Annotated in this window: 21 protein-coding genes and 1 rRNA gene; 17 read left to right on the top strand and 5 right to left on the bottom strand. The window is 56.4% G+C overall.

Features of this window, described 5'->3' with window-relative positions; translation table 11 throughout:
• The first annotated feature begins 102 nt into the window (after nt 1-102).
• Entirely contained in the window at nt 103-2,364 is a 2,262-nt protein-coding gene (gene metE, locus BFG58_RS11665) for a 5-methyltetrahydropteroyltriglutamate--homocysteine S-methyltransferase (protein ID WP_069719856.1), read from the top strand.
• 48 nt (nt 2,365-2,412) lie between these two features.
• Here the strand turns inward: metE and BFG58_RS11660 are convergent, their stop codons facing one another.
• Together BFG58_RS11660 and BFG58_RS11655 are read right to left on the bottom strand one after the other, a co-directional pair.
• Complete coding sequence (locus BFG58_RS11660; protein WP_069719855.1) at nt 2,413-3,876, bottom strand: glycoside hydrolase family 1 protein; 1,464 nt, start codon at nt 3,874-3,876, stop codon at nt 2,413-2,415.
• Between the two features lie 38 nt (nt 3,877-3,914).
• The gene (locus BFG58_RS11655) at nt 3,915-4,721 is read right to left on the bottom strand and encodes a dienelactone hydrolase family protein (RefSeq protein WP_048226889.1); all 807 of its coding nucleotides are present in this window, start codon (nt 4,719-4,721) and stop codon (nt 3,915-3,917) included.
• A 255-nt stretch (nt 4,722-4,976) separates the two neighbouring features.
• Between BFG58_RS11655 and udp the strand changes: the two genes are divergently transcribed.
• The 9 genes from udp (at nt 4,977) to tatD (ending at nt 12,885) form a co-directional block, all read left to right on the top strand.
• On the top strand, nt 4,977-5,738 hold the full coding sequence (gene udp / locus BFG58_RS11650; RefSeq protein WP_003860792.1) for a uridine phosphorylase: 762 nt from the start codon (nt 4,977-4,979) through the stop codon (nt 5,736-5,738).
• Nucleotides 5,739-5,878: 140 nt separating this feature from the next.
• Nucleotides 5,879-7,336 (top strand): DNA recombination protein RmuC, encoded by a 1,458-nt coding sequence (gene rmuC / locus BFG58_RS11645; RefSeq protein WP_048030775.1) that lies wholly within the window; start codon nt 5,879-5,881, stop codon nt 7,334-7,336.
• A 66-nt stretch (nt 7,337-7,402) separates the two neighbouring features.
• Nucleotides 7,403-8,158, top strand: coding sequence for a bifunctional demethylmenaquinone methyltransferase/2-methoxy-6-polyprenyl-1,4-benzoquinol methylase UbiE (gene ubiE / locus BFG58_RS11640; RefSeq protein ID WP_023309612.1), 756 nt, complete (start codon nt 7,403-7,405; stop codon nt 8,156-8,158).
• 13 nt (nt 8,159-8,171) lie between these two features.
• Nucleotides 8,172-8,777 (top strand): ubiquinone biosynthesis protein UbiJ, encoded by a 606-nt coding sequence (gene ubiJ, locus BFG58_RS11635; RefSeq protein WP_048030774.1) that lies wholly within the window; start codon nt 8,172-8,174, stop codon nt 8,775-8,777.
• Nucleotides 8,774-10,414 carry a ubiquinone biosynthesis regulatory protein kinase UbiB gene (gene ubiB / locus BFG58_RS11630; RefSeq protein WP_045909219.1) on the top strand — a complete coding sequence of 547 codons (1,641 nt, stop codon included), beginning with the start codon at nt 8,774-8,776 and terminating at the stop codon, nt 10,412-10,414. Before ubiJ ends, ubiB begins: the two co-directional genes overlap by 4 nt.
• Nucleotides 10,415-10,490: 76 nt before the next feature.
• Entirely contained in the window at nt 10,491-10,745 is a 255-nt protein-coding gene (gene tatA, locus BFG58_RS11625) for a Sec-independent protein translocase subunit TatA (RefSeq protein WP_020882874.1), read from the top strand.
• Between the two features lie 3 nt (nt 10,746-10,748).
• The gene (gene tatB, locus BFG58_RS11620) at nt 10,749-11,288 is read left to right on the top strand and encodes a Sec-independent protein translocase protein TatB (RefSeq protein WP_069719854.1); all 540 of its coding nucleotides are present in this window, start codon (nt 10,749-10,751) and stop codon (nt 11,286-11,288) included.
• 2 nt (nt 11,289-11,290) lie between these two features.
• On the top strand, nt 11,291-12,061 hold the full coding sequence (tatC, locus tag BFG58_RS11615; RefSeq protein ID WP_045909218.1) for a Sec-independent protein translocase subunit TatC: 771 nt from the start codon (nt 11,291-11,293) through the stop codon (nt 12,059-12,061).
• A 41-nt stretch (nt 12,062-12,102) separates the two neighbouring features.
• Nucleotides 12,103-12,885 carry a 3'-5' ssDNA/RNA exonuclease TatD gene (gene tatD / locus BFG58_RS11610; protein ID WP_069719853.1) on the top strand — a complete coding sequence of 261 codons (783 nt, stop codon included), beginning with the start codon at nt 12,103-12,105 and terminating at the stop codon, nt 12,883-12,885.
• Here tatD and rfaH read toward each other — a convergent pair.
• Nucleotides 12,882-13,373 (bottom strand): transcription/translation regulatory transformer protein RfaH, encoded by a 492-nt coding sequence (gene rfaH, locus BFG58_RS11605; RefSeq protein ID WP_028015881.1) that lies wholly within the window; start codon nt 13,371-13,373, stop codon nt 12,882-12,884. The two genes, tatD and rfaH, sit on opposite strands and share 4 nt — an antisense overlap.
• A 170-nt stretch (nt 13,374-13,543) precedes the next feature.
• Between rfaH and ubiD the strand changes: the two genes are divergently transcribed.
• Nucleotides 13,544-15,037, top strand: a complete 1,494-nt coding sequence (gene ubiD / locus BFG58_RS11600; protein WP_045909216.1) for a 4-hydroxy-3-polyprenylbenzoate decarboxylase — start codon at nt 13,544-13,546, stop codon at nt 15,035-15,037.
• 42 nt (nt 15,038-15,079) lie between these two features.
• Entirely contained in the window at nt 15,080-15,781 is a 702-nt protein-coding gene (gene fre / locus BFG58_RS11595) for an NAD(P)H-flavin reductase (protein ID WP_008501516.1), read from the top strand.
• 161 nt (nt 15,782-15,942) lie between these two features.
• Here the strand turns inward: fre and fadA are convergent, their stop codons facing one another.
• Together fadA and fadB are read right to left on the bottom strand one after the other, a co-directional pair.
• Nucleotides 15,943-17,106, bottom strand: coding sequence for an acetyl-CoA C-acyltransferase FadA (gene fadA / locus BFG58_RS11590; protein ID WP_069719852.1), 1,164 nt, complete (start codon nt 17,104-17,106; stop codon nt 15,943-15,945).
• A 9-nt stretch (nt 17,107-17,115) separates the two neighbouring features.
• Nucleotides 17,116-19,305 carry a fatty acid oxidation complex subunit alpha FadB gene (fadB, locus tag BFG58_RS11585; RefSeq protein ID WP_069719851.1) on the bottom strand — a complete coding sequence of 730 codons (2,190 nt, stop codon included), beginning with the start codon at nt 19,303-19,305 and terminating at the stop codon, nt 17,116-17,118.
• A 189-nt stretch (nt 19,306-19,494) separates the two neighbouring features.
• Here fadB and pepQ point away from each other — a divergent pair, with 189 nt between their 5' ends.
• The 5 genes from pepQ to BFG58_RS11560 form a co-directional block, all read left to right on the top strand.
• Entirely contained in the window at nt 19,495-20,826 is a 1,332-nt protein-coding gene (gene pepQ, locus BFG58_RS11580; RefSeq protein ID WP_069719850.1) for a Xaa-Pro dipeptidase, read from the top strand.
• A complete protein-coding gene (locus BFG58_RS11575; protein ID WP_024908007.1) occupies nt 20,826-21,440 on the top strand; it encodes an IMPACT family protein in 615 nt (204 codons plus the stop codon). Before pepQ ends, BFG58_RS11575 begins: the two co-directional genes overlap by 1 nt.
• A 39-nt stretch (nt 21,441-21,479) precedes the next feature.
• Nucleotides 21,480-22,931 carry a Trk system potassium transporter TrkH gene (gene trkH, locus BFG58_RS11570; RefSeq protein WP_023309600.1) on the top strand — a complete coding sequence of 484 codons (1,452 nt, stop codon included), beginning with the start codon at nt 21,480-21,482 and terminating at the stop codon, nt 22,929-22,931.
• Between the two features lie 10 nt (nt 22,932-22,941).
• Nucleotides 22,942-23,487 (top strand): menaquinone-dependent protoporphyrinogen IX dehydrogenase, encoded by a 546-nt coding sequence (gene hemG / locus BFG58_RS11565; RefSeq protein WP_045909212.1) that lies wholly within the window; start codon nt 22,942-22,944, stop codon nt 23,485-23,487.
• A gap of 353 nt (nt 23,488-23,840) precedes the next feature.
• Nucleotides 23,841-24,024, top strand: a 16S ribosomal RNA gene (locus BFG58_RS11560); the annotation flags it as partial.

Raw genomic sequence — 24,024 nt, 5'->3', positions numbered from 1 at the left:
TTCGCCATGAACATTTTGCGCTTGAGGAATATACAGTACCTGCCAATTATAGATGTGTAAACATCTGGACGTCTAAATAACGAATTTCACAAGGGGCACACCATGACAATCCGCAATCACACACTCGGTTTCCCTCGCGTTGGCCTGCGTCGCGAGCTGAAAAAAGCGCAAGAAAGCTACTGGGCGGGTAACGCCACCCGTGAAGAACTGCTGGCGGTGGGACGCGAGCTGCGCGCCCGTCACTGGGAGCAGCAAAAACAGGCGGGGATTGACCTGCTGCCGGTGGGCGATTTCGCCTGGTACGACCATGTTCTGACGACCAGCTTGCTGCTTGGCAACGTGCCGGCTCGTCATCAGAACAAAGATGGATCGGTAGATATCGATACTCTGTTCCGCATCGGCCGTGGCCGTGCGCCAACGGGTGAGCCAGCGGCAGCGGCGGAAATGACTAAATGGTTTAACACTAACTATCACTATATGGTGCCGGAGTTCGTAAAAGGTCAGCAGTTCAGGCTGACCTGGACGCAGCTTCTGGATGAAGTGGACGAAGCGCTGGCGCTGGGCCACCAGGTGAAACCCGTGCTGCTTGGGCCGGTAACGTACCTGTGGCTGGGCAAAGTAAAAGGCGAGCCGTTTGACCGGCTCAGCCTGCTGAAGGATATTCTGCCGGTCTATAAACAGGTGCTGATTGAGCTGGGCAAGCGCGGCATTCAGTGGGTGCAAATCGACGAGCCGGCGCTGGTGCTCGAACTGCCCAAGGTTTGGCTCGATGCCTTCAAACCGGCGTATGACGCGCTGGCGGGGCAGGTGAAGCTGCTGCTGACCACCTATTTTGAGGGCGTCACGCCGAACCTGAACACCATTACCGCGCTGCCGGTGCAGGGCCTGCACGTTGACCTGGTTCACGGCAAAGACGATGTCGCGGAACTGCACAAGCGACTGCCCGCAGACTGGCTGCTCTCCGCGGGTCTGGTTAACGGTCGTAACGTCTGGCGCGCCGATCTGACCGAGAAATACGCGCAGATTAAGGACATCGTCGGCAAACGTGAGCTGTGGGTGGCCTCGTCCTGCTCCCTGCTGCACAGCCCGATCGATTTGAGCGTGGAAACCCGTCTTGATGCTGAGGTCAAAAGCTGGTTTGCCTTCGCCCTGCAAAAATGTGAAGAGCTGGCGCTGCTGCGCGATGCGCTGAACAGCGGCGACACGGCGGCAATCAGTGCATGGAGCGCGCCGATTCAGGCACGTCGTCACTCGGCGCGTGTGCATAACCCGGCGGTGGAAAAACGCCTGGCGGCCATCACCGCCCAGGACAGCCAGCGTCAGAGCCCATATGAGGTGCGCGCCGAAGCGCAGCGTGCCCGCTTCAACCTGCCTGCGTGGCCGACCACCACCATCGGTTCCTTCCCACAAACCACCGAAATCCGTGGCCTGCGTCTGGACTTCAAAAAGGGCAACCTGGATGCGAATCACTACCGCACCGGTATCGCCGAACACATCAAGCAGGCGATTATCGAGCAGGAGCGGCTGGGGCTGGACGTGCTGGTGCACGGTGAGGCCGAGCGTAACGACATGGTGGAGTACTTCGGTGAGCATCTCGACGGCTTTGTGTTTACCCAGAATGGCTGGGTGCAGAGCTACGGCTCCCGCTGCGTGAAGCCGCCGGTGGTGATCGGCGACGTCAGCCGTCCGGAAGCGATCACCGTGGAGTGGGCGAAATACGCGCAGTCTCTGACCGACAAGCCGGTGAAAGGTATGCTCACCGGTCCGGTGACCATTCTTTGCTGGTCCTTCCCGCGCGAAGACGTCACCCGTGAAACCATCGCGAAGCAAATCGCGCTGGCGCTGCGTGATGAAGTGGCAGATCTGGAAGCTGCAGGCATAGGCATCATCCAGATTGACGAACCGGCCCTGCGCGAAGGTCTGCCGCTGCGCCGCAGCGACTGGGATGCCTACCTGAAGTGGGGCGTGGAGGCATTCCGCATCAACGCCGCGGTGGCGAAGGACGACACGCAGATCCACACCCACATGTGTTACTGCGAATTTAACGACATCATGGATTCGATTGCCGCGCTGGACGCTGACGTGATCACCATTGAGACGTCGCGCTCAGACATGGAGCTGCTGGAGTCGTTCGAAGAGTTCGAGTACCCGAACGAAATCGGGCCGGGCGTGTATGACATTCACTCCCCGAACGTGCCGAGCGTGGAGTGGATTGAAGCCTTGCTGAAAAAAGCGGCCCAGCGCATTCCGGCTGAGCGCCTGTGGGTGAACCCGGACTGCGGCCTGAAAACCCGCGGCTGGCCGGAAACCCGCGCCGCGCTGGCGAACATGGTGAAGGCAGCACAGAATTTGCGTCAGGCATAATTGTGACGCGCGATGGCCGGGCGTCTGCCCGGCCTGGAATGCGCATGCTTAGCGCAGATCTGCGCCGTTGCTGGCAATCACTTTTTGGTACCACCAGAAGGAGTCTTTTTTCAGCCGTTTCAACGTACCGTTGCCTTCATCGTCCTGATCGACATAGATAAAACCGTAGCGTTTGGACATCTGCGAGGTGCCCGCGCTGATGATGTCGATACAGCCCCACGTGGTGAACCCCATCACCTCCACGCCTTCATTAATCGCGGCCAGCGTTTGCGCGAAGTGTGCGCGGAAGTAGTCGATTCGATAGCTATCGTGGATCTTGCCGTTTTCGACCACATCCTTCGCGCCCAGACCGTTTTCAACGATAAACAGCGGCTTCCGGTAACGGTCATACAGCTCCAGCAGCGAGATTTTCAACCCAAGCGGATCAATCTGCCATCCCCATTCGGACGCAGGCAGATACGGGTTTTTCACACCGAGAACGGTATTCCCGGGAATGCGTTCGGCGTCAGGCTGCGTGGATTCGGTCATCGACATGTAATAGCTGAAGGAGACGAAATCGACGGTATGCGCCTTTAAAATACGCCGATCGTCAGGGTGCATTTCAATATGGATATTTCGTCGTTCCAGATCGCGCAGGATCAGCGGGGGATAGTCGCCAAATACCTGCACGTCGGCATAAAAATAGTTTTCCAGGTTTTTCTTGAGCGTGGCTTCAACGTCTTCCGGACGGCAGCTGTGCGGATAGGTCGTCAGTTTGGTCAGCATGCACCCGACCTGGCTGCCCGGAATTTTGGCATGGCAGTCGCGCGTGACCAGTGCAGACGCGACAAACTGATGGTGCAGACCCTGATAGATATCCTGTTTCGCGTTGCCCGGCGCGCTTTTCTCTTCGCGAATGCCCGCGGTCGTAAAGGGATGGCGGTGAATACTGTCTATTTCATTGAAGGTTAGCCAGTAACGCACCAGCTCTTTGTAGCGGTCGAAACAAACATTGCTGAAGCGAACGAAAGCATCGACCACATTGCGGTGCACCCAGCCGTTATATTTTTCGCTCAGCGCCAGCGGCATTTCGTAGTGGGAAAGTGTGACCAGCGGCTCGATGTTATGACGACGCAGCTCGCGAAACAGTTCTTCATAAAACTGCAGCCCGGCCTCGTTTGGCTCGGCGTCCTCTCCGGTCGGGAAAATACGTGACCAGGCAATAGATACGCGCAGCACCTTAAAACCCATCTCAGCAAACAGCGCGATGTCGTCTTTATAGTGGTGATAAAAATCGATGCCGCGGCGTTTCGGATACAGCGCATCATTTTTACCTTCAAACGCGTCGCGAATATTCTCGTTCGTCAGGGCCATGTGGCCGCTGTAATCTTTCACGGAGAGGTTGGGTTTCCAGGCGACAGCGTCGGCAACGGACGGCCCTTTGCCGTCCACGTTCCAGGCGCCTTCGGCCTGGTTGGCGGCAATCGCGCCGCCCCATAAAAAACCGTGTGGAAACGCGAGGGAATTGTCCATAACACGCACTCCTTATGCGTCATGATGATGGGAAAGGCTTACCCTTTTTTACCACCGTACTGACGGAACCACGTAAGCATCCGCTGCCATCCATCTTTAGCCGATTCAGCGTGATAGCTCGGACGATAGTCGGCGTTAAACGCATGCCCGGCATCCGGGTATACCACGATCTCCGCCTTCGCATTTGCCGCGCGGAGCGCATGGCGCATGGTTTCTACCGAATCCAGCGAAATACCGGTGTCCTGACCGCCGTAAAGCCCTAACACGGGGGCATTTAACTCGGTGGCGATATCAACCGGATGTTTTGGTGAATTCAGCGTTTTTTCACCCACCAGTTTGCCGTACCAGGCGACAGCGGCTTTGAGCTGCGGGTTATGCGCGGCATACAGCCAGCTAATGCGTCCGCCCCAGCAGAAACCGGTGACCAGCAAACGATGGGGATCGCCCCCGTTGCGCGCCGCCCAGCTGGCGACGTGGTCGAGGTCGGCCAGAACCTGCGCGTCCGGGACTTTGCTGACCAGGTTGCTGAGCAAGGTGGGGATATCGCTGTAGTCGTTCGGATCGCCCTGACGGAAGTAGAGCTCTGGCGCAACGGCCAGATAGCCTTCCAGCGCCAGCCGGCGGCAGAGGTCGCGAATGTGTTCGTGAACACCAAAAATTTCCTGAACCACGATCACGATGGGCAGCGGGCCGTCTGCCGATTTTGGTCGTGCGTGGTAAGCAGGCATGTTCTCTCCCTGCGTGGGAATAGAGGTCTCACCCGCGGTGATGGCATCTTCAGACGTTGAGACGATGGTTGAGGCATGCGGGGCCGCAGCAGGTGCAAAACCGGTTTTTTCAGTCATGGCATTCTCCGTACCAATCAGTTAGCGCAAAGGTAAATATAGACACCAGGTTAACAACTCACAGTGCCTTAAACGGTCTATCTTTTGTGCAGCACCTGACGATATAACTTGTTAATGTGATGTAAATCACTTTTTGATGGAAATTCGATGCAATCATTTTCATTCATGGTGAGATGCGTCACGAAATTATGCTTACTGCTTCTGTAAAGTACCGTTTTACTTCTTCTGACTAACCGACCCACAGAGGAGTCACCTATGTCTAAGTCTGATGTTTTTCATCTCGGCCTCACTAAAAACGATTTACAAGGGGCTACGCTCGCTATCGTCCCTGGCGATCCGGAGCGTGTGGAAAAGATCGCCGCGCTGATGGATAAGCCGGTTAAGCTGGCAGCCCATCGTGAATTTACCACCTGGCGCGCAGAGCTGGATGGTAAAGCCGTGATTGTGTGTTCTACCGGTATCGGTGGCCCGTCTACTTCGATTGCTGTTGAAGAGCTGGCACAGCTGGGCATTCGTACTTTCCTGCGTATCGGTACCACTGGCGCTATTCAGCCGCATATCAACGTCGGCGACGTGCTGGTGACGACCGCGTCTGTGCGTCTGGATGGCGCAAGCCTCCACTTTGCACCGATGGAGTTCCCGGCGGTGGCAGATTTCGAGTGCACCACCGCGCTGGTTGAAGCCGCGAAATCCGTGGGCGCAACCACCCACGTGGGCGTGACCGCTTCGTCCGATACCTTCTACCCGGGCCAGGAGCGTTACGACACCTTCTCTGGCCGCGTGGTAAGCCGCTTCAAAGGCTCCATGGAAGAGTGGCAGTCGATGGGCGTGATGAACTACGAAATGGAATCCGCCACGCTGCTGACCATGTGCGCAAGCCAGGGTCTGCGTGCCGGTATGGTGGCGGGCGTCATCGTCAACCGTACCCAGCAGGAGATCCCGAACGCCGAAACCATGAAGCAGACCGAAAGTCATGCGGTGAAAATCGTGGTAGAAGCGGCGCGTCGTCTGATCTAGTCCCCTCCCTTCGAAATCAAAGGCCGACACGTTCGGCCTTTATTTTTTGCGTAGCGCCTCGCAGGAAAACCCTTTCAAACTGGACGTTTATACAGCACAATTCTATTTTGTGCGGGTAATACGTTGATGCAGGGGGCATTGTGGATATCTCAATCCTGATTTATGCGGTGATTGCGCTGGCGGGCGTGGCGATAGGCTGGCTGATGTCCAGCTATCAGCATGCGCAGCAGAAGGCCGATCAGCTGGCTGAACGCGAAGAGATCGTCGCCGATTTAAGCGCGGCCAGGCAGCAGCTTGCCCTGAGTGAACACTGGCGCGACGAGTGTGAACTGCTCAACAACGAGCTGCGCAATCTCCGCGATATCAACACCTCGCTGGAGGCCGATCTCCGTGAAGTGACCACCCGCCTGGAATCCACTCAGCTGCATGCGGAAGATAAAATCCGCCAGATGATCAACAGCGAGCAGCGCCTCAGCGAACAGTTTGAAAACCTCGCGAACCGCATTTTTGAGCACAGCAACCGCCGCGTTGACGAGCAGAACCGCCAGAGCCTGAACAGCCTGCTGACGCCCCTGCGTGAACAGCTGGACGGCTTCCGCCGTCAGGTACAGGACAGCTTTGGTCAGGAAGCCCGCGAGCGGCATACCCTGGCGCATGAAATTCGCAATCTCCAGCAGCTGAATGCCCAGATGGCGCAGGAGGCGGTCAACCTCACCCGCGCGCTGAAAGGGGATAACAAAACCCAGGGCAACTGGGGAGAAGTGGTGCTGACCCGCGTCCTGGAAGCTTCAGGCCTTCGGGAAGGGTACGAATACGAAACGCAGGTGAGTATTGAAAATGATGCCCGCTCGCGAATGCAGCCGGATGTGATCGTGCGGCTGCCCCAGGGTAAAGATGTGGTGATTGACGCCAAGATGACTTTGGTGGCGTATGAGCGTTACTTCAATGCGGAGGACGACTACACCCGCGAATCGGCGCTGCAGGAGCACATTGCCTCCGTGCGCAATCATATTCGCCTGCTTGGCAGAAAAGACTATCAGCAGCTGCCTGGCCTGCGATCGCTAGACTATGTCCTGATGTTTATCCCGGTAGAGCCCGCGTTTCTGCTGGCACTCGACAGGCAGCCTGAACTCATCACCGAAGCGCTCAAAAATAACATTATGCTGGTCAGCCCCACCACGCTGCTGGTGGCCTTACGCACCATTGCGAACCTGTGGCGCTATGAGCACCAGAGCCGCAACGCGCAGCAGATTGCTGACCGCGCCAGCAAGCTGTACGACAAAATGCGCCTCTTCGTGGACGACATGTCCTCCGTCGGGCAGAGCCTGGACCGTGCGCAGGATAACTACCGTCAGGCGATGAAAAAACTCGCCTCGGGACGTGGCAATCTGCTGGCGCAGGCCGAATCATTCCGCAGCCTGGGGGTAGAGGTTAAACGCGAGATTAATCCGGAATTGGTGGAACAGGCCACCGCCCAGGACGACGAGTTTCGCCTGCGTGAAGGGGCGGACGAACAAAAGACAAACAGTGAAGACAACACGTTAGCGGTGGATTTATCACCAGGCGAGACTCCGGCGCGTTTCTTTCGCGGTGGTTGAAACGTAGGGCAAACGCGCCCAATCTGTTACACTTCACGAACATTTTACTGATAAGCAGGCTCTAAGATGGCTGACGATTCACAAGACACAACGCACTTTGGCTTTCAGACTGTCGCCAAAGCGCAGAAAGCTGACATGGTGGCCCACGTATTTCATTCCGTGGCGGCGAAGTACGATGTGATGAATGACCTGATGTCGTTCGGCATTCATCGCTTGTGGAAGCGCTTCACCATTGACTGTAGCGGCGTGCGTCGCGGACAAACGGTGCTGGATTTAGCCGGTGGTACGGGCGATTTAACCGCGAAATTCTCTCGTCTGGTGGGCGAAACCGGGCGCGTTGTCCTCGCCGATATTAATGACTCCATGCTGAAAATGGGCCGCGAAAAGCTGCGTAACATCGGCGTGGTGGGGAATGTGGAATATGTGCAGGCAAATGCCGAAGCGCTGCCGTTCCCGGACAATACCTTTGACTGCATCACGATCTCCTTCGGTCTGCGTAACGTGACCGACAAAGAAAAAGCGCTGCGCTCCATGTATCGCGTGCTGAAGCCGGGTGGACGCCTGCTGGTGCTCGAATTCTCCAAACCGATTATTGAGCCGCTGAGCAAAGCTTACGACGCCTATTCCTTCCACGTCCTGCCGCGCATCGGTGAGTTGGTGGCCAACGATGCGGAAAGCTACCGCTATCTGGCGGAATCTATCCGTATGCACCCGGATCAGGACACATTAAAAGCCATGATGCAGGATGCAGAATTTGAGAACGTTGAATATTTCAACCTGACGGCGGGTGTCGTCGCGCTGCATCGCGGTTACAAGTTCTGAGTGGAGGTGTCCCGTGCCCTTTAAACCCTTAGTCACCGCAGGTATCGAAAACGTACTGAATGCTTTTCTCTATCGTGCTCCGGCGCTTAAAGCAGCGCGTCAGCGGCTAAACGGGAAGGTATTACGTATTGTTTTAAAAGAGTTCTCGACGCCGCTTGTGCTGGTCTTCAGCGAACGCCAGCTTGACGTTCTGGGGGCGTGGGAAGGTGACGCCGACTGCTCGGTCATCACGCACATGAGTGTGCTGCCAAAACTGCGCGATCGCCAGCAATTAACGGCGCTTATCCGCAGTGGTGAGCTGGAAGTGGAAGGCGACATTCAGGTCGTGCAGAACTTCGTTGCGCTCACCGATCTGGCGGAGTTCGACCCGGCAGAACTGCTCGCGCCCTTTATCGGCGACATTGCCGCTGAAGGTATCGGAAAAGTCCTTCAGGGTGGCACCTCCTTTGCGCGTAAAAGCCTGCAACGTCAGCAACGCTATGCGGCGGAAGTGCTGACGGAAGAGTGGCGAATGGCGCCCGGTCCACTGGAAGTGGCATGGTTTGCGGAAGAGACCGCGGCTGTTGAACGTGCGGTTGATGCCTTAACCAAACGGCTGGAAAAACTGGAGGGCAAATGACGCCTGGTGAAATTCGGCGCCTCTATTTCATTATTCGCACCTTTTTGAGCTACGGGCTCGACGAGCTTATCCCCAAAATGCGTATCACGCTGCCGCTTCGCATCTGGCGGCGGATGCTCTTCTGGATGCCTAATCGCCATAAAGGTCAACCGCTGGGTGAGCGTCTTCGCCTGGCGCTGCAGGAGCTCGGTCCGGTATGGATTAAGTTCGGGCAGATGCTCTCGACCCGCCGCGATCTCTTCCCGCCGCTGATTGCTGATGAACTCGCGATGCTGCAGGACCGCGTCGCACCGTTTGACGGTGCGCGCGCGAAAAAGCAAATTGAAGAGGCGATGGGCAACATTCCCATTGAGACCTGGTTTGACGATTTCGATATTCAGCCACTGGCATCGGCCTCTATCGCTCAGGTACACACCGCGCGCCTGAAAGAAAATGGCAAGGAAGTGGTTATTAAGGTCATTCGTCCGGACATCCTGCCCATCATCAAAGCAGACATGAAGCTGATTTATCGTCTGGCGCGCTGGGTGCCGCGTCTGCTTCCGGACGGACGTCGTTTGCGTCCAATGGAAGTGGTGCGGGAATATGAAAAAACGCTGATTGATGAGCTTAACCTGCTGCGTGAATCGGCAAACGCCATTCAGCTGCGTCGCAACTTTGAAAACAGCCCGATGCTCTATGTCCCTGAAGTCTATTCTGACTACTGCAGCCAGAACATGATGGTGATGGAGCGTATCTACGGTATTCCGGTTTCGGATGTGGTGGCCCTGGAGAAGCAGGGAACGAACATGAAGCTGTTGGCCGAGCGTGGCGTTCAGGTCTTCTTCACCCAGGTGTTCCGCGACAGCTTTTTCCATGCGGACATGCACCCGGGCAATATCTTCGTGAGCTACGAGCACCCTGAGGATCCGAAGTATATCGGTATCGACTGTGGGATTGTGGGGTCGCTGAATAAAGAAGATAAACGCTATCTGGCCGAGAATTTCATCGCGTTCTTCAACCGCGACTACCGTAAGGTGGCCGAGCTCCACGTCGATTCCGGCTGGGTGCCGCCGGACACCAACGTCGAAGAGTTCGAGTTTGCGATCCGGACCGTTTGCGAACCGATTTTTGAAAAACCGCTGGCGGAAATCTCCTTCGGACATGTGCTGTTGAATCTGTTCAACACGGCTCGCCGCTTTAATATGGAAGTTCAGCCACAGCTAGTTTTACTTCAGAAAACATTACTTTACGTTGAGGGTGTAGGCCGACAGCTCTATCCTCAGTTAGACTTGTGGAAGACCGCGAAACCTTTCCTTGAATCCTGGATTAAGGATCAGGTGGGTATTCCGGCGCTGGTTCGCTCGCTGAAAGAGAAAGGCCCGTTCTGGATAGAAAAAATGCCTGAAATTCCTGAACTGGTTTATGACAGTTTGCGTCAGAGCAAGAACCTTCAGCACAGCATGGATAAAATCGCTCGCGAACTTCAGTCCAGCCGTGTTCGTCAGGGGCAGTCACGCTATCTCTTTGGGATTGGCGCAACGCTGCTGCTGAGCGGTACGCTGCTGCTAATCAACCGCCCGGAGTGGCAGATGATGCCCGCCTGGCTGATGGCCGCCGGGGTGGTTGTCTGGCTTGCCGGATGGCGAAAAACGCGCTGAGTTTGCGTCGCTATCGACGGGTCGCATACGTATAATGCGACCTGACTCATTAATCATCTATCCCTGAGGAACGTGTATGGGTGGTATCAGTATCTGGCAATTGTTGATCATTGCCGTCATCGTCGTGCTGTTGTTTGGCACCAAAAAGCTCGGTTCTATTGGTTCCGATCTGGGCGCGTCTATCAAAGGCTTCAAGAAAGCGATGAGCGATGATGAGAGCAAGCAGGATAAAACCAGCCAGGACGCTGACTTTACTGCTAAATCCATCTCCGACAAGCAAGAAGAAGCCAAAAAGGAAGACGCTAAACGCCACGATAAAGAGCAGGTGTAAGTCGTGTTCGACATTGGTTTTAGTGAGCTCCTGCTGGTCTTTGTGATTGGCCTGATCGTGCTGGGGCCTCAGCGTCTGCCGGTGGCGGTGAAAACCGTTGCGGGCTGGGTTCGTGCGCTGAGATCGCTGGCATCGACCGTTCAGAATGAACTGGCTCAGGAGCTTAAGCTGCAGGAATTTCAGGAAAGCCTGAAAAAGGTTGAGAAGGCGAGCATGGATAACCTGACGCCGGAACTGAAAGCGTCAATGGATGAGCTGCGCGAAGCGGCGGAATCCATGAAGCGCTCCTACAGCATTAACGATCCTGAAAAAGCGAGCGATGAAGCGAACACCATCCATAACCCGGTGGTGAAGGGCAGCGAAGAGCAGCGTGAGGGCGTAACGCCTGCCAGCGCTGAACATCAGGCTGCTGCGCCTGAACAGACGCCGCAGGAAACCGAAGTGAAAAAGCAGGTGCAGCCGGAAAAGCCCGTGGTTAATGCTGCCGAGGCAAAACCCGCCGCGCCCGTTTCCGAATCCCCCTCGTCGAGTGATAAAGCGTAAACATGGCTGTAGATGATACTCAACCGCTGATTACGCACCTCATAGAGCTGCGTAAGCGCCTGTTAAACTGCATCATTGCGGTTCTCGTTATTTTTCTATGCCTGGTCTATTTCGCCAACGATATCTACCAGGTGGTTTCTGCGCCGCTGATCAAGCAGATGCCGCTGGGCGCAACGATGATTGCAACAGACGTTGCTTCTCCGTTCTTTACCCCCATCAAGCTGACCTTTTGGGTGTCGTTGATTGCCTCTGCGCCCGTGATTCTGTACCAGGTGTGGGCCTTTGTGGCGCCAGCACTGTATAAGCACGAACGTAAGCTGGTCATCCCGCTGCTGGTGTCCAGTTCGCTGCTGTTCTATATCGGCATGGCGTTTGCCTATTTCGTTGTCTTCCCGCTGGCCTTCGGCTTCCTGACGCATACCGCGCCGGAAGGCGTCCAGGTGTCGACGGATATCGCCAGCTACCTCAGCTTTGTGATGGCGCTGTTTATGGCGTTCGGCGTGGCCTTTGAAGTACCGGTGGCCATTGTGCTGCTCTGCTGGGTAGGGGTCACCACGCCGGATGACCTGCGTAAGAAGCGTCCGTATATCCTGGTCGGCGCATTTGTGGTCGGCATGCTGCTGACACCGCCGGATGTGTTCTCCCAGACGCTGCTGGCCATACCGATGTACTGCCTGTTTGAGGTCGGCGTCTTCTTCTCACGGTTCTACGTGGGTAAAGGACGTCGGTCGGATGACGAAGACGCGACGTCCGACAAGACCACTGAAGAGTAAAACCAGCCGCCCGTCAGGGCGGTTGTTATATGGGGATTCGCATGTTTGATATCGGACTTAACCTGACCAGCTCGCAGTTTGCGAAAGATCGCGATGAGGTGGTTGCGCGCGCGTTTGCCGCAGGGGTGAAAGGACTGCTGCTGACGGGCACCAACCTGCATGAGAGCGAGCAGGCGCAGCAGCTGGCGCAACGCTACGAACGCTGTTGGTCTACCGCGGGCGTACACCCACATGACAGCAGCCAGTGGACCCCGGAAAGCAGTGAAATCCTGCGCAGGCTGGCGAAGACACCGGAAGTGGTGGCGATTGGCGAATGCGGCCTCGATTTCAACCGTAACTTTTCCACGCCTGAAGAGCAGGAAAAGGCGTTCACTGCCCAGCTTGCGCTGGCGGCAGAGCTTGAAATGCCCGTATTTATGCATTGTCGCGACGCGCATGAGCGTTTCCTGACTCTGCTGGAGCCGTGGCTTGAGAAACTGCCGGGCGCAGTGCTGCACTGTTTTACCGGCTCACGGCAGGAGGCGCTGGAGTGCCTGGAGCGCGGGCTTTATCTGGGGATTACCGGCTGGGTTTGCGATGAGCGCCGCGGGCTTGAGCTTCGGGAGCTGTTGCCGGCGATCCCGGCTGACCGGTTGCTCCTAGAAACGGATGCGCCTTATCTGCTGCCGCGCGATATGAAACCCAAACCGGCATCGCGACGCAATGAACCCGCTTATCTGGGGCACATTGTTGAGCGCGTCGCGTCGTGGCGCGGAGAGGATCCGCACTGGCTTTCCGTACAGACGGATGACAACGTGCGTAAGCTGTTCGGGATAAACGTTTAAAGTTTACGGAAGTCGGTGTTTTTAACGCTCTGCAGCACCTGTTTGTTCAGCAGATTAAGCAACAGCATGGAGCGCGCTTCCCCGTCCGGCTCGGCAAAAATCGCCTGCAGGCCTTCGAAAGCCCCTTCAGTAATCACGACGCTATCGCCCGTGTAGGGCGTTTCCGGGTCGGTAAGGCCTTCGGGCTGCTGATAAATCGACAGCTGGTGGATCACCGATGAGGGAACCGTCGCAGGGTGAGCGCCAAAGCGAACAAAATGGCTGACGCCGCGCGTGGCGCTGATGGTGGTGGTGTGGATCACCTCAGGGTCGAACTCCACGAACAGGTAGTTCGGGAACAACGGCTCGCTCACGGTTGTGCGCTTCCCGCGCTGCATTTTTTCAAGCGTGATCACGGGCGTCAGGCAATTGACAGACTGACGTTCAAGATGTTCCTGCGCGCGCTGAAGTTGCCCGCGTTTGCAATACAGTAAATACCAGGCCTGCATAATCACTCTTTCCCTTAGTTCGGGGCGCAAGCATATCAAAACCCTGGCGGGATCGCTAAGTTGATTATAATGGGCGAAAATGGGACAGAACGCATAACTTCACGCTAATTTAACAAAATTACAGCATCAAGCAGGCTTACGCCGTATAATGAAGCGCTTACAGAGAGGCCATGATTAACTGCATGAAATACCACGATCTCCGCGACTTCCTGACGCTGCTGGAAAAGCAGGGTGAACTCAAACGTATTACACTTCCTGTTGATCCTTATCTGGAGATGACAGAAATTGCTGACCGCACCCTGCGTGCCGGTGGCCCCGCGTTACTGTTTGAAAATCCGAAAGGGTACGCCATGCCGGTGCTGTGCAACCTGTTTGGTACACCGCGTCGCGTCGCACTGGGGATGGGGCAGGAAGACGTCACGGCCCTGCGCGAAGTCGGTAAGCTGCTGGCCTTCCTGAAAGAGCCGGAGCCGCCGAAAGGCTTCCGCGATCTCTTCGACAAGCTGCCGCAGTTTAAGCAGGTGCTGAACATGCCCACTAAACGCCTGCGCGGCGCGCCGTGCCAGCAGAAGGTGCTGGAAGGCGATGCAGTTGATTTGACTAAAATCCCTATCATGCAGTGCTGGCCGGAAGATGCCGCGCCGCTGATCACCTGGGGACTGACCGTCACGCGCGGCCCGCACAAAGAACGCCAGAATCTCGGTATTTACCGCCAGCAGTTGATTGGCAAGAATAAGCTCATTATGCGCTGGCTGTCGCATCGCGGCGGCGCGCTGGATTTCCAGGAGTGGTGTGCTGCGCATCCGGGTGAACGTTTCCCTGTGTCCGTTGCGCTGGGCGCCGATCCGGCCACCATTCTCGGGGCCGTCACGCCCGTACCGGATACGCTCTCGGAGTATGCCTTTGCTGGCCTGCTGCGCGGAACGAAAACCGAAGTCGTGAAGTGTATCTCTAACGATCTTGAAGTCCCGGCCAGTGCAGAAATTGTGCTGGAAGGTTACATTGAACCGGGTGAAATGGCGCCGGAAGGCCCTTACGGCGACCACACCGGCTATTACAACGAAGTGGATAACTTCCCGGTGTTTACCGTGACGCACATTACGCAGCGTGAAGATGCGATTTATCACTCCACGTATACCGGGCGTCCACCGGATGAACCGGCGGTACTGGGCGTGGCGCTGAACGAAGTGTTTGTGCCGATCCTGCAAAAGCAGTTCCCGGAAATTGTTGATTTTTATCTGCCGCCTGAAGGATGCTCGTATCGCATGGCGGTGGTCACGATGAAGAAGCAGTATCCAGGTCATGCTAAACGCGTGATGATGGGCGTGTGGTCTTTCCTGCGCCAGTTTATGTATACCAAATTTGTTATTGTCTGCGATGATGACGTTAACGCCCGCGACTGGAATGACGTAATCTGGGCCATTACCACGCGAATGGACCCGGCGCGCGATACGGTGTTAGTCGAAAACACGCCGATTGATTATCTGGATTTTGCCTCGCCGGTTTCCGGTCTTGGCTCAAAGATGGGACTGGATGCCACAAATAAATGGCCTGGCGAAACCGACCGTGAATGGGGTCGCCCGATCAAAAAAGATCCTGCTGTGACCGCGCGCATTGACGCGATCTGGGACGAGCTGGCCATAATGAATAACGGTAAACCCTGAGCTGACCGTTAAGCCCTATAGACTTCCCGACAGAGAGAGCGAATGACAACCTTAAGCTGTAAAGTGACCTCGGTAGATGCCATCACCGACACCGTATATCGCGTCCGTTTAGTGCCAGAAGCGCCATTCTCTTTCCGCGCGGGTCAGTATCTGATGGTCGTGATGGATGAGCGTGATAAGCGTCCTTTCTCCATGGCCTCAACGCCAGCGGAGCAGGAATTTATTGAGCTTCATATCGGTGCGTCAGAGCTTAACCTGTATGCGATGGCCGTCATGGACCGCATTCTGAAAGAGCGCGAGATCGTAGTGGATATTCCGCACGGTGATGCGTGGCTGCGCGATGACGAAGACCGTCCGCTGATCCTGATTGCCGGTGGTACAGGCTTCTCCTACGTGCGCTCCATTCTGTTGACCGCCCTGGCGCGTAATCCCGACCGTGATATCACGATCTACTGGGGTGGCCGTGAAGAGAAACACCTGTATGACCTGTCTGAACTGGAAGCGCTGAGCGTTACCCATCCTAACCTGCGCATTGAGCCGGTGGTTGAGCAGCCGGAAGAGGGCTGGCGCGGGCGTAGCGGGACGGTGCTGACGGCAGTGCTGCAGGATCACGGTACGCTGGCGGGGCATGATATCTACATTGCAGGGCGTTTCGAGATGGCGAAAATAGCCCGCGATCTGTTCTGTAACGAACGTGATGCGCGTGAAGACCGCCTGTTTGGCGATGCGTTTGCCTTCATTTAAATAAAAAACCCGCCCCTGACAGGCGGGAAGAACGGCAACTAAACTGTTTCTCTTCGCCAGTGACACGACTGGCGGTGAGGTACCTCTCGTAGGCCGGGAAAGCGCAGCGCCTCCCGGCAAAAGCCCGATGGCGCGATGCTTATCGGGCCTACGTTATAGCCTTACACTCTCTCAAACACCGTCGCGATACCCTGACCCAGCCCGATACACATCGTTGCCAGACCAAACTGGGCATCTTTGCGTTCCATCAGGTTGATCAGCGTCGTGCTGATACGCGCCCCGGAGCAGCCCAGCGGGTGACCGAGGGCGATCGCGCCGCCGTTGAGGTTAATCTTCTCGTCGATCTGCTCCATCAGCCCCAGATCTTTAATGCACGGCAGGATCTGCGCGGCGAACGCTTCGTTCATCTCAAAGAGATCGATGTCGCTGGCGGTTAAGCCCGCTTTTTTCAGCGCCAGCTTTGAAGCCGGAACCGGGCCGTAGCCCATGATCGACGGATCGCAGCCCACGACCGCCATCGAGCGTACCCGAGCGCGAGGCGTTAATCCCAGCTCGCGGGCGCGGCTTTCGCTCATTACCAGCATCGCGGCGGCGCCGTCGGACAACGCCGACGAGGTCCCTGCCGTGACCGTACCGGTGACGGGGTCAAACGCCGGACGCAGCGTGGATAGCGCTTCGACGGTGGTTTCCGGACGAATGACTTCGTCGTGGCTGAACTGCTTCAGTACGCCGTCTGCATCGTGGCCGCCGGTAGGGATGATCTCGTTCTTAAAGGCACCAGACTGCGTGGCGGCCCATGCGCGAGCGTGAGAGCGCGCGGCAAAGGCATCCTGCATTTCGCGGCTGATGCCGTGCAGGCGGGAGAGCATCTCGGCGGTCAGACCCATCATCCCCGCAGCTTTCGCCACGTTGCGGCTCATGCCCGGGTGGAAATCGACCCCGTGACTCATCGGGACGTGACCCATATGCTCGACGCCACCGACCAGGCAAGCCTGAGCATCGCCGGTCATGATCATGCGGGCCGCGTCGTGCAGCGCCTGCATTGACGAACCGCACAGGCGGTTCACGGTGACCGCGGGAACCGAATGTGGGATCTCCGCCAGCAGCGACGCGTTGCGGGCGATGTTGAAGCCCTGCTCCAGGGTCTGCTGCACGCAGCCCCAGTAGATATCGTCGAGCGCAGCCGGATCCAGCGCCGGGTTACGCGCCAGCAGGCTACGCATCAGGTGCGCGGAGAGGTCTTCCGCACGCACGTTACGGAACGCGCCGCCTTTTGAACGGCCCATCGGGGTGCGAATCGCATCAACAATGACAACCTTTTCCATTGTGACTCCTTAAGCCGTTTTCAGCTCGCCAACCGGACGGGCTGGCTCAACTGCGGGATAGTAGGGTTCGTTATGGCGCGCTTTGTTACGCAGCCCTTCCGGCACTTCATACAGCGGGCCGAGGTGCTGATACTGCTGAGCCATATCGAGATAGCGGGCGCTGCCGAGTGTGTCCAGCCAGCGGAACGCGCCGCCGTGGAACGGAGGGAAGCCCAGGCCGTATACCAGCGCCATATCCGCTTCCGCCGGGCTGGCGATAATGCCTTCTTCGAGGCAACGCACCACTTCGTTGATCATTGGAATCATCATGCGGGCGATGATTTCATCGTCGGTGAAGTCGCGTTTCGTCTGACTGACATCGGCCAGCAGGCTATCCACCGCCGCGTCTTCTTCTTTCTTCGGTTTGCCCTTGCTGTCTTCTTTATAGCGCCAGAAGCCCAGACCGTTTTTCTGACCGAAGCGGTTAGCGTCGAACAGCGCGTCAATCGCGTCGCGATAGTCTTTCTGCATGCGCTGCGGGAAGCCTGCCGCCATTACCGCCTGGGCGTGGTGGGCGGTATCAATGCCCACAACGTCCAGCAGATACGCCGGTCCCATCGGCCAGCCGAACTGTTTTTCCATCACTTTGTCGATTTTGCGGAAGTCCGCGCCGTCGCGCAGCAGCTGGCTAAAACCGGCGAAATAAGGGAACAGCACGCGGTTGACGAAGAAGCCCGGACAATCGTTAACGACGATCGGCGTTTTGCCCATCTTGCTGGCCCAGGCCACCACTTTGGCGATGGTGTCGTCAGAGGTTTTTTCCCCACGGATCACTTCGACCAGCGGCATACGGTGTACCGGGTTGAAGAAGTGCATACCGCAGAAGTTTTCCGGACGCTTCAGCACGCTCGCCAGTTCGCTGATTGGAATGGTGGAGGTGTTAGAGGCCAGCACGGTATCCGGGCGAACCTTGTCTTCCGTTTCCGCCAGCACCGCTTTTTTAACCTTCGGGTTCTCGACGACGGCTTCGACCACCACGTCGACACGATCAAAACCGCTGTATTCCAGCACGGGCTGAATGGTGGAAATCACGCCTGCAAGCTTCAGACCGTCAATTTTCCCGCGCTCAAGCTGTTTATTCAGCAGCTTGGCCGCTTCGGTCATGCCCAGCGTCAGGGATTTCTCGTTGATGTCTTTCATCACCACCGGCACGCCTTTCCAGGCTGACTGGTAAGCGATGCCGCCACCCATAATGCCCGCGCCGAGTACCGCCGCATGTTTTGGCGTCTCAACGTTTTTGGTCAGCTGTTTGGCTTTGCCTTTCACGAACTGATCGTTGAGGAAGATACCGACCAGCGCACGAGCCTCATTGGTGTGCGCCAGCGGGACAAAGCTCTGATTTTCGAGCTTCAGCGCTTCATCGCGTCCGAGACGGGCAGCCGCTTCAATGGTTTTCACCGCCGTGATCGGCGCCGGGTAGTGTTTACCCGCCGTCTGCATCACCATGCCTTTGGCGATGGTGAAGCTCATGGTGGCTTCAATCTTGCTGAGTTTTAACGGTTCCAGCTTCGGCTGGCGTTTGGCTTTCCAGTCGAGATCGCCGTTAATCGCCTGACGCAGAATGGCGAGTGCGCCTTCAACAAGCTTCTCAGGTTTTACAACGCCGTCGACCAGGCCAATTTTCTGCGCCTGTTCTGCGCCGACATCTTTACCCGCGGCAATGATCTCCAGCGCGCTGTCGGCACCGAGCATGCGCGGCATACGAACGGAGCCGCCAAAGCCCGGCATAATGCCCAGCTTGGTTTCCGGCAGGCCGATGCGCAGGTCCGGCGTCGCCAGGCGATAGTCGGTCGCCAGCACGCACTCGCAGCCACCTCCCAGCGCATAGCCGTTAACGGCGGAAATAGTCGGGACAGGCAGATCTTCCAGACGATTAAAGACGCTGTTGGCAAAGTGCAGCCACTGGCTCAGCTGTTCTTCCGGGACCAGGAACAGCGAAAGGAACTCGGTGATATCGGCACCGACGATAAAGGCCGCTTTGTTCGAACGCAGCAGCAGCCCTTTTAATTCAGGTTGTTTTTCAAGAACATCCAGCGCCTGGCCAAGACTGGCCACCGTCGCGGTATCAAGCTTGTTCACTGAGCCGGGGGCATCGAACACCAGTTCGGCAATGCCATCTTCCAGCCAGTTGAGGTACAGGGTGTCGCCTTTGTAGAGCATGTCAGTCTCCTGAATCCAGCAATTGGATCTGGTCATACCAGATGAATCGGAGTGTGGGATTTATGTTAATAAAATGCAAATTACTCATTAAGAAATTGCTGCATTGATCACGGTCGGTGGAAATCACGCAGGCGGAGTGAGGTGTGCTAAGATGCGATGACTTGAGGTCAAAAAACGAAAGGAATAATGATGGACTCACTGGCTTCGCTTTATAAAAATCATATCGTTACCCTACAGGAACGTACCCGCGATGTACTGGCCCGCTTTAAGCTGGATGCGCTGCTGCTCCACTCCGGCGAGCTGATGAATACCTTTCTGGATGACCACGCTTATCCGTTCAAGGTGAACCCACAGTTTAAGGCGTGGGTGCCGGTGACGCAGGTGCCCAACTGCTGGCTGCTGGTGGATGGCGTGAACAAGCCGAAACTGTGGTTCTACCTGCCGGTCGATTACTGGCACAACGTTGAGCCGCTGCCGACCTCTTTCTGGACGGAAGAGATTGAGGTCATTGCGCTGCCAAAAGCGGACGGTATTGGCGGCCAGCTGCCTGCCGCACGTGGCAACATCGCCTATATTGGCCCTGTTCCGGAGCGTGCATTGGGCCTGGATATTGCGGCAGACAAACTCAACCCGAAAGGGGTGCTGGATTACCTCCACTATTACCGCGCGTATAAAACCGACTACGAACTTTACTGCATGCGTGAAGCGCAAAAGACCGCGGTGAACGGTCACCGTGCGGCGCATGAAGCCTTCCAGTCCGGCATGAGCGAGTTCGATATCAACCAGGCGTACCTGACCGCCACCGGTCATCGCGATACCGACGTGCCGTACAGCAACATTGTCGCGCTCAACGAGCACGCGTCCGTCCTGCACTACACCAAACTGGATCACCAGGTTCCGTCGGAAATGCGCAGCTTCCTGCTGGACGCAGGGGCAGAGTACAACGGCTACGCGGCCGACCTGACCCGCACCTGGGCGGCGAATGCGGACACCGAGTTCGCGCAGCTGATCAAAGACGTGAACGATGAACAGCTGGCGCTGATTGCCACCATGAAGGCGGGCACCAGCTATGTGGATTACCACATCCAGTTCCATCAGCGCATCGCCAAACTGCTGCGTAAGCACCAGATTGTGAAAGACATGAGCGAAGAGGCGATGGTCGAGAACGATCTGACCGGGCCCTTCATGCCGCACGGCATTGGTCACCCGCTGGGCCTGCAGGTGCACGACGTTGCGGGCTTTATGCAGGATGATACCGGTACACACCTGGCGGCACCGTCTAAATATCCTTACCTGCGCTGCACCCGCATTCTGGAACCGCGCATGGTGCTGACGATTGAACCGGGGATCTACTTTATCGAATCCCTGCTGGCGCCGTGGCGTGATGGCCAGTTCAGCAAGCACTTCAACTGGGAAAAAATTGACGCGCTGAAGCCGTTTGGCGGTATTCGTATCGAAGATAACGTGGTGATTCACGAAAACGGTATCGAGAATATGACGCGAGACCTGAAGCTGGCCTGATGGAAAGCTGGCTAATACCGGCTGAACCGGTCACCTTTGTTGAGGAAATCAAGAAAAGCCGCTTTATTACGCTGCTGGCGCATACCGACGGCGTAGAGGCGGCAAAAGCGTTTGTCGAATCCGTCCGGGCTGAGCATCCTGACGCCCGTCACCACTGCGTGGCGTGGGTAGCAGGGCCGCCGGACGATTCGCAGCAGCTGGGGTTTTCCGATGACGGTGAACCGGCGGGCACGGCCGGTAAACCCATGCTCTCCCAGCTAATGGGCAGCGGCGTGGGCGAAATAACCGCCGTAGTGGTGCGCTACTACGGCGGCATTTTGTTAGGCACCGGTGGGCTGGTTAAAGCCTATGGCGGGGGCGTGCAGCAGGCGCTTAATATGCTGGTCACTACCCGCAAAACGCCGCTTACCGAATATACTTTATTATGCGATTACGCCCAGCTATCGGGTATTGAAGCGCTGCTGCGGCAGTTTAACGGTGTCATCGCACACAGTGAATATCAGGCAATGGTGCAATTACGCGTGGCGCTTCCTCAGGCGGAACTGGCTGCTTTTTCAGCAAAACTCGCTGATTTTAGTCGTGGTTCGTTGCAATTGCTGCCGATTGAAGAATAATCCCCACCTCACTTTTGAATACCAAAGGAAGCGGCAGAGATGCATTTTCGTGCCATAACCCGAATCGTTGGACTGCTGGTCATACTCTTTTCCGGGACGATGATTCTCCCTGGACTGGTGGCGCTTATCTACCGGGACGGCGCGGGGCGGGCATTTACCCAGACCTTCTTTGTCGCGCTGGCGATCGGCTCCCTGCTGTGGTGGCCGAACCGTCGTCAGAAAGGTGAACTGAAATCTCGCGAAGGGTTTCTGATCGTCGTGCTGTTCTGGACGGTGCTGGGGAGCGTCGGTTCGCTGCCCTTTATCTTCTCTGAACAGCCTAACCTGAGCATCACGGATGCCTTCTTTGAATCTTTCTCCGGCTTAACGACGACCGGGGCGACGACGCTAGTAGGACTGGATTCGCTGCCGCATGCGATTCTCTTTTATCGTCAGATGCTGCAGTGGTTCGGCGGTATGGGGATCATCGTCCTGGCGGTAGCTATCCTGCCTATACTGGGCGTCGGCGGGATGCAGCTTTATCGCGCGGAAATGCCCGGGCCGCTGAAAGACAATAAGATGCGGCCGCGTATTGCCGAGACGGCGAAAACCCTGTGGCTGATTTATGTCTTGCTGACTGTCGCCTGTGCGCTGGCGCTATGGTTTGCCGGGATGCCCGCGTTTGATGCTATCGGGCACAGTTTTGCGACGATTGCGATTGGCGGGTTCTCTACCCACGATGCCAGCGTCGGCTACTTCGACAGCCCAACGATTAACACTATCATTGCCATTTTCCTGCTGATCTCTGGCTGTAACTACGGTCTGCACTTCTCTTTACTGAGCGGGCGCAGCCTGAAGGTGTACTGGCGTGACCCTGAGTTCCGCATGTTTATTGGCGTCCAGCTGACGCTGGTGATCATCTGTACCCTGGTGCTCTGGTTCCATGATGTCTATAACTCCGCGTTGACCACGCTAAACCAGGCTTTCTTCCAGGTGGTGTCGATGGCGACGACCGCCGGGTTTACCACGGACAGCATCGCGCGCTGGCCGCTGTTCCTGCCGGTGCTTTTGCTCTGTTCCGCGTTTATCGGCGGCTGTGCGGGGTCGACGGGCGGTGGTCTGAAGGTGATCCGTATTCTGCTGCTGTTCAAGCAGGGCAACCGTGAGCTGAAGCGTCTGGTCCACCCGAACGCGGTCTACAGCATCAAGCTGGGGAACCGCGCGCTGCCGGAACGTATCCTCGAAGCGGTGTGGGGATTCTTCTCGGCGTATGCGCTGGTCTTTATCGTCAGTATGCTGGCGATTATCGCGACGGGAGTGGATGATTTCTCCGCCTTTGCGTCCGTCGTCGCAACATTGAATAACCTCGGGCCTGGCCTGGGCGTGGTGGCGGATAACTTTGCCAGTATGAACCCTGTCGCGAAATGGATCCTCATTGCCAATATGCTGTTTGGTCGTCTTGAGGTCTTTACGCTGCTGGTGCTGTTTACCCCTACATTCTGGCGCGAGTAAGGAGCCGTTGATGAAAACACTGATTCTTTTCTCTACGCGAGACGGGCAAACGCGTGAGATTGCCGCCTATCTGGCATCTGAACTCAAAGAGCTGGGGATTTACTCGGATGTGGTTAACCTGAACCGTGCGGATCAGATTACCTGGCAGGATTACGATCGCGTGGTGATTGGTGCATCTATTCGTTACGGGCATTTCCATCCGGCGCTGGATCGCTTTGTGAAAAAGCATACGGCGAAGCTCAATACGTTGCCCGGCGCGTTCTACTCGGTCAATCTGGTCGCGCGTAAACCCGAGAAGCGCACGCCGCAGACCAACAGCTACACGCGCAAGTTTTTACTCAACTCGCCGTGGCAGCCAGAACTGTGCGCCGTCTTTGCTGGCGCGCTGCGCTACCCTCGCTACCGCTGGTATGACCGCTTTATGATCCGCCTGATTATGAAGATGACCGGGGGCGAAACCGATACGCGTAAAGAAGTGGTTTATACCGACTGGTCGCAGGTAGCCAGTTTTGCGCGAGAAATCGCACATTTAACGGGCGATTCGCGACATAAATAAGCGTTAAGTTTGAAAAGTGAGCGAACGAAAAGTTTTTTGTATTTTGTGCTTGTCACTTCAGAATAACTCCCTATAATGCGCCTCCACTGACACGGAACAACGGCACACACGCCGCCGGGTCAGCAGAGAAAAGCGAAAATAAACGCTTGACTCTGAAGCGGGAAAGCGTAACATGCACACCCCGCGCCGCAGCGAAAACGAAGCGGCACTGCTCTTTAACAATTTATCAGACAATCTGTGTGGGCACTCAAAGTGACATGGATTCTTAACGTCCTCGGACGAAAAATGAATACCAAGTCTCTGAGTGAACATACGTAATTCATTACGAAGTTTAATTCACGAGCATCAAACTTAAATTGAAGAGTTTGATCATGGCTCAGATTGAACGCTGGCGGCAGGCCTAACACATGCAAGTCGAGCGGCAGCGGAAAGTAGCTTGCTACTTTGCCGGCGAGCGGCGGACGGGTGAGTAATGTCTGGGAAACTGCCTGATGGAGGGGGATAACTACTGGAAACGGTAGCTAATACCGCATAACG

It is taken from the genome of Enterobacter sp. ku-bf2 (assembly GCF_001742765.1).
Lineage (GTDB): Bacteria > Pseudomonadota > Gammaproteobacteria > Enterobacterales > Enterobacteriaceae > Enterobacter > Enterobacter quasiroggenkampii.
Note: the sequence above shows the minus strand (reverse complement) of the source record. Positions and strands in the feature narration are given on the sequence as shown.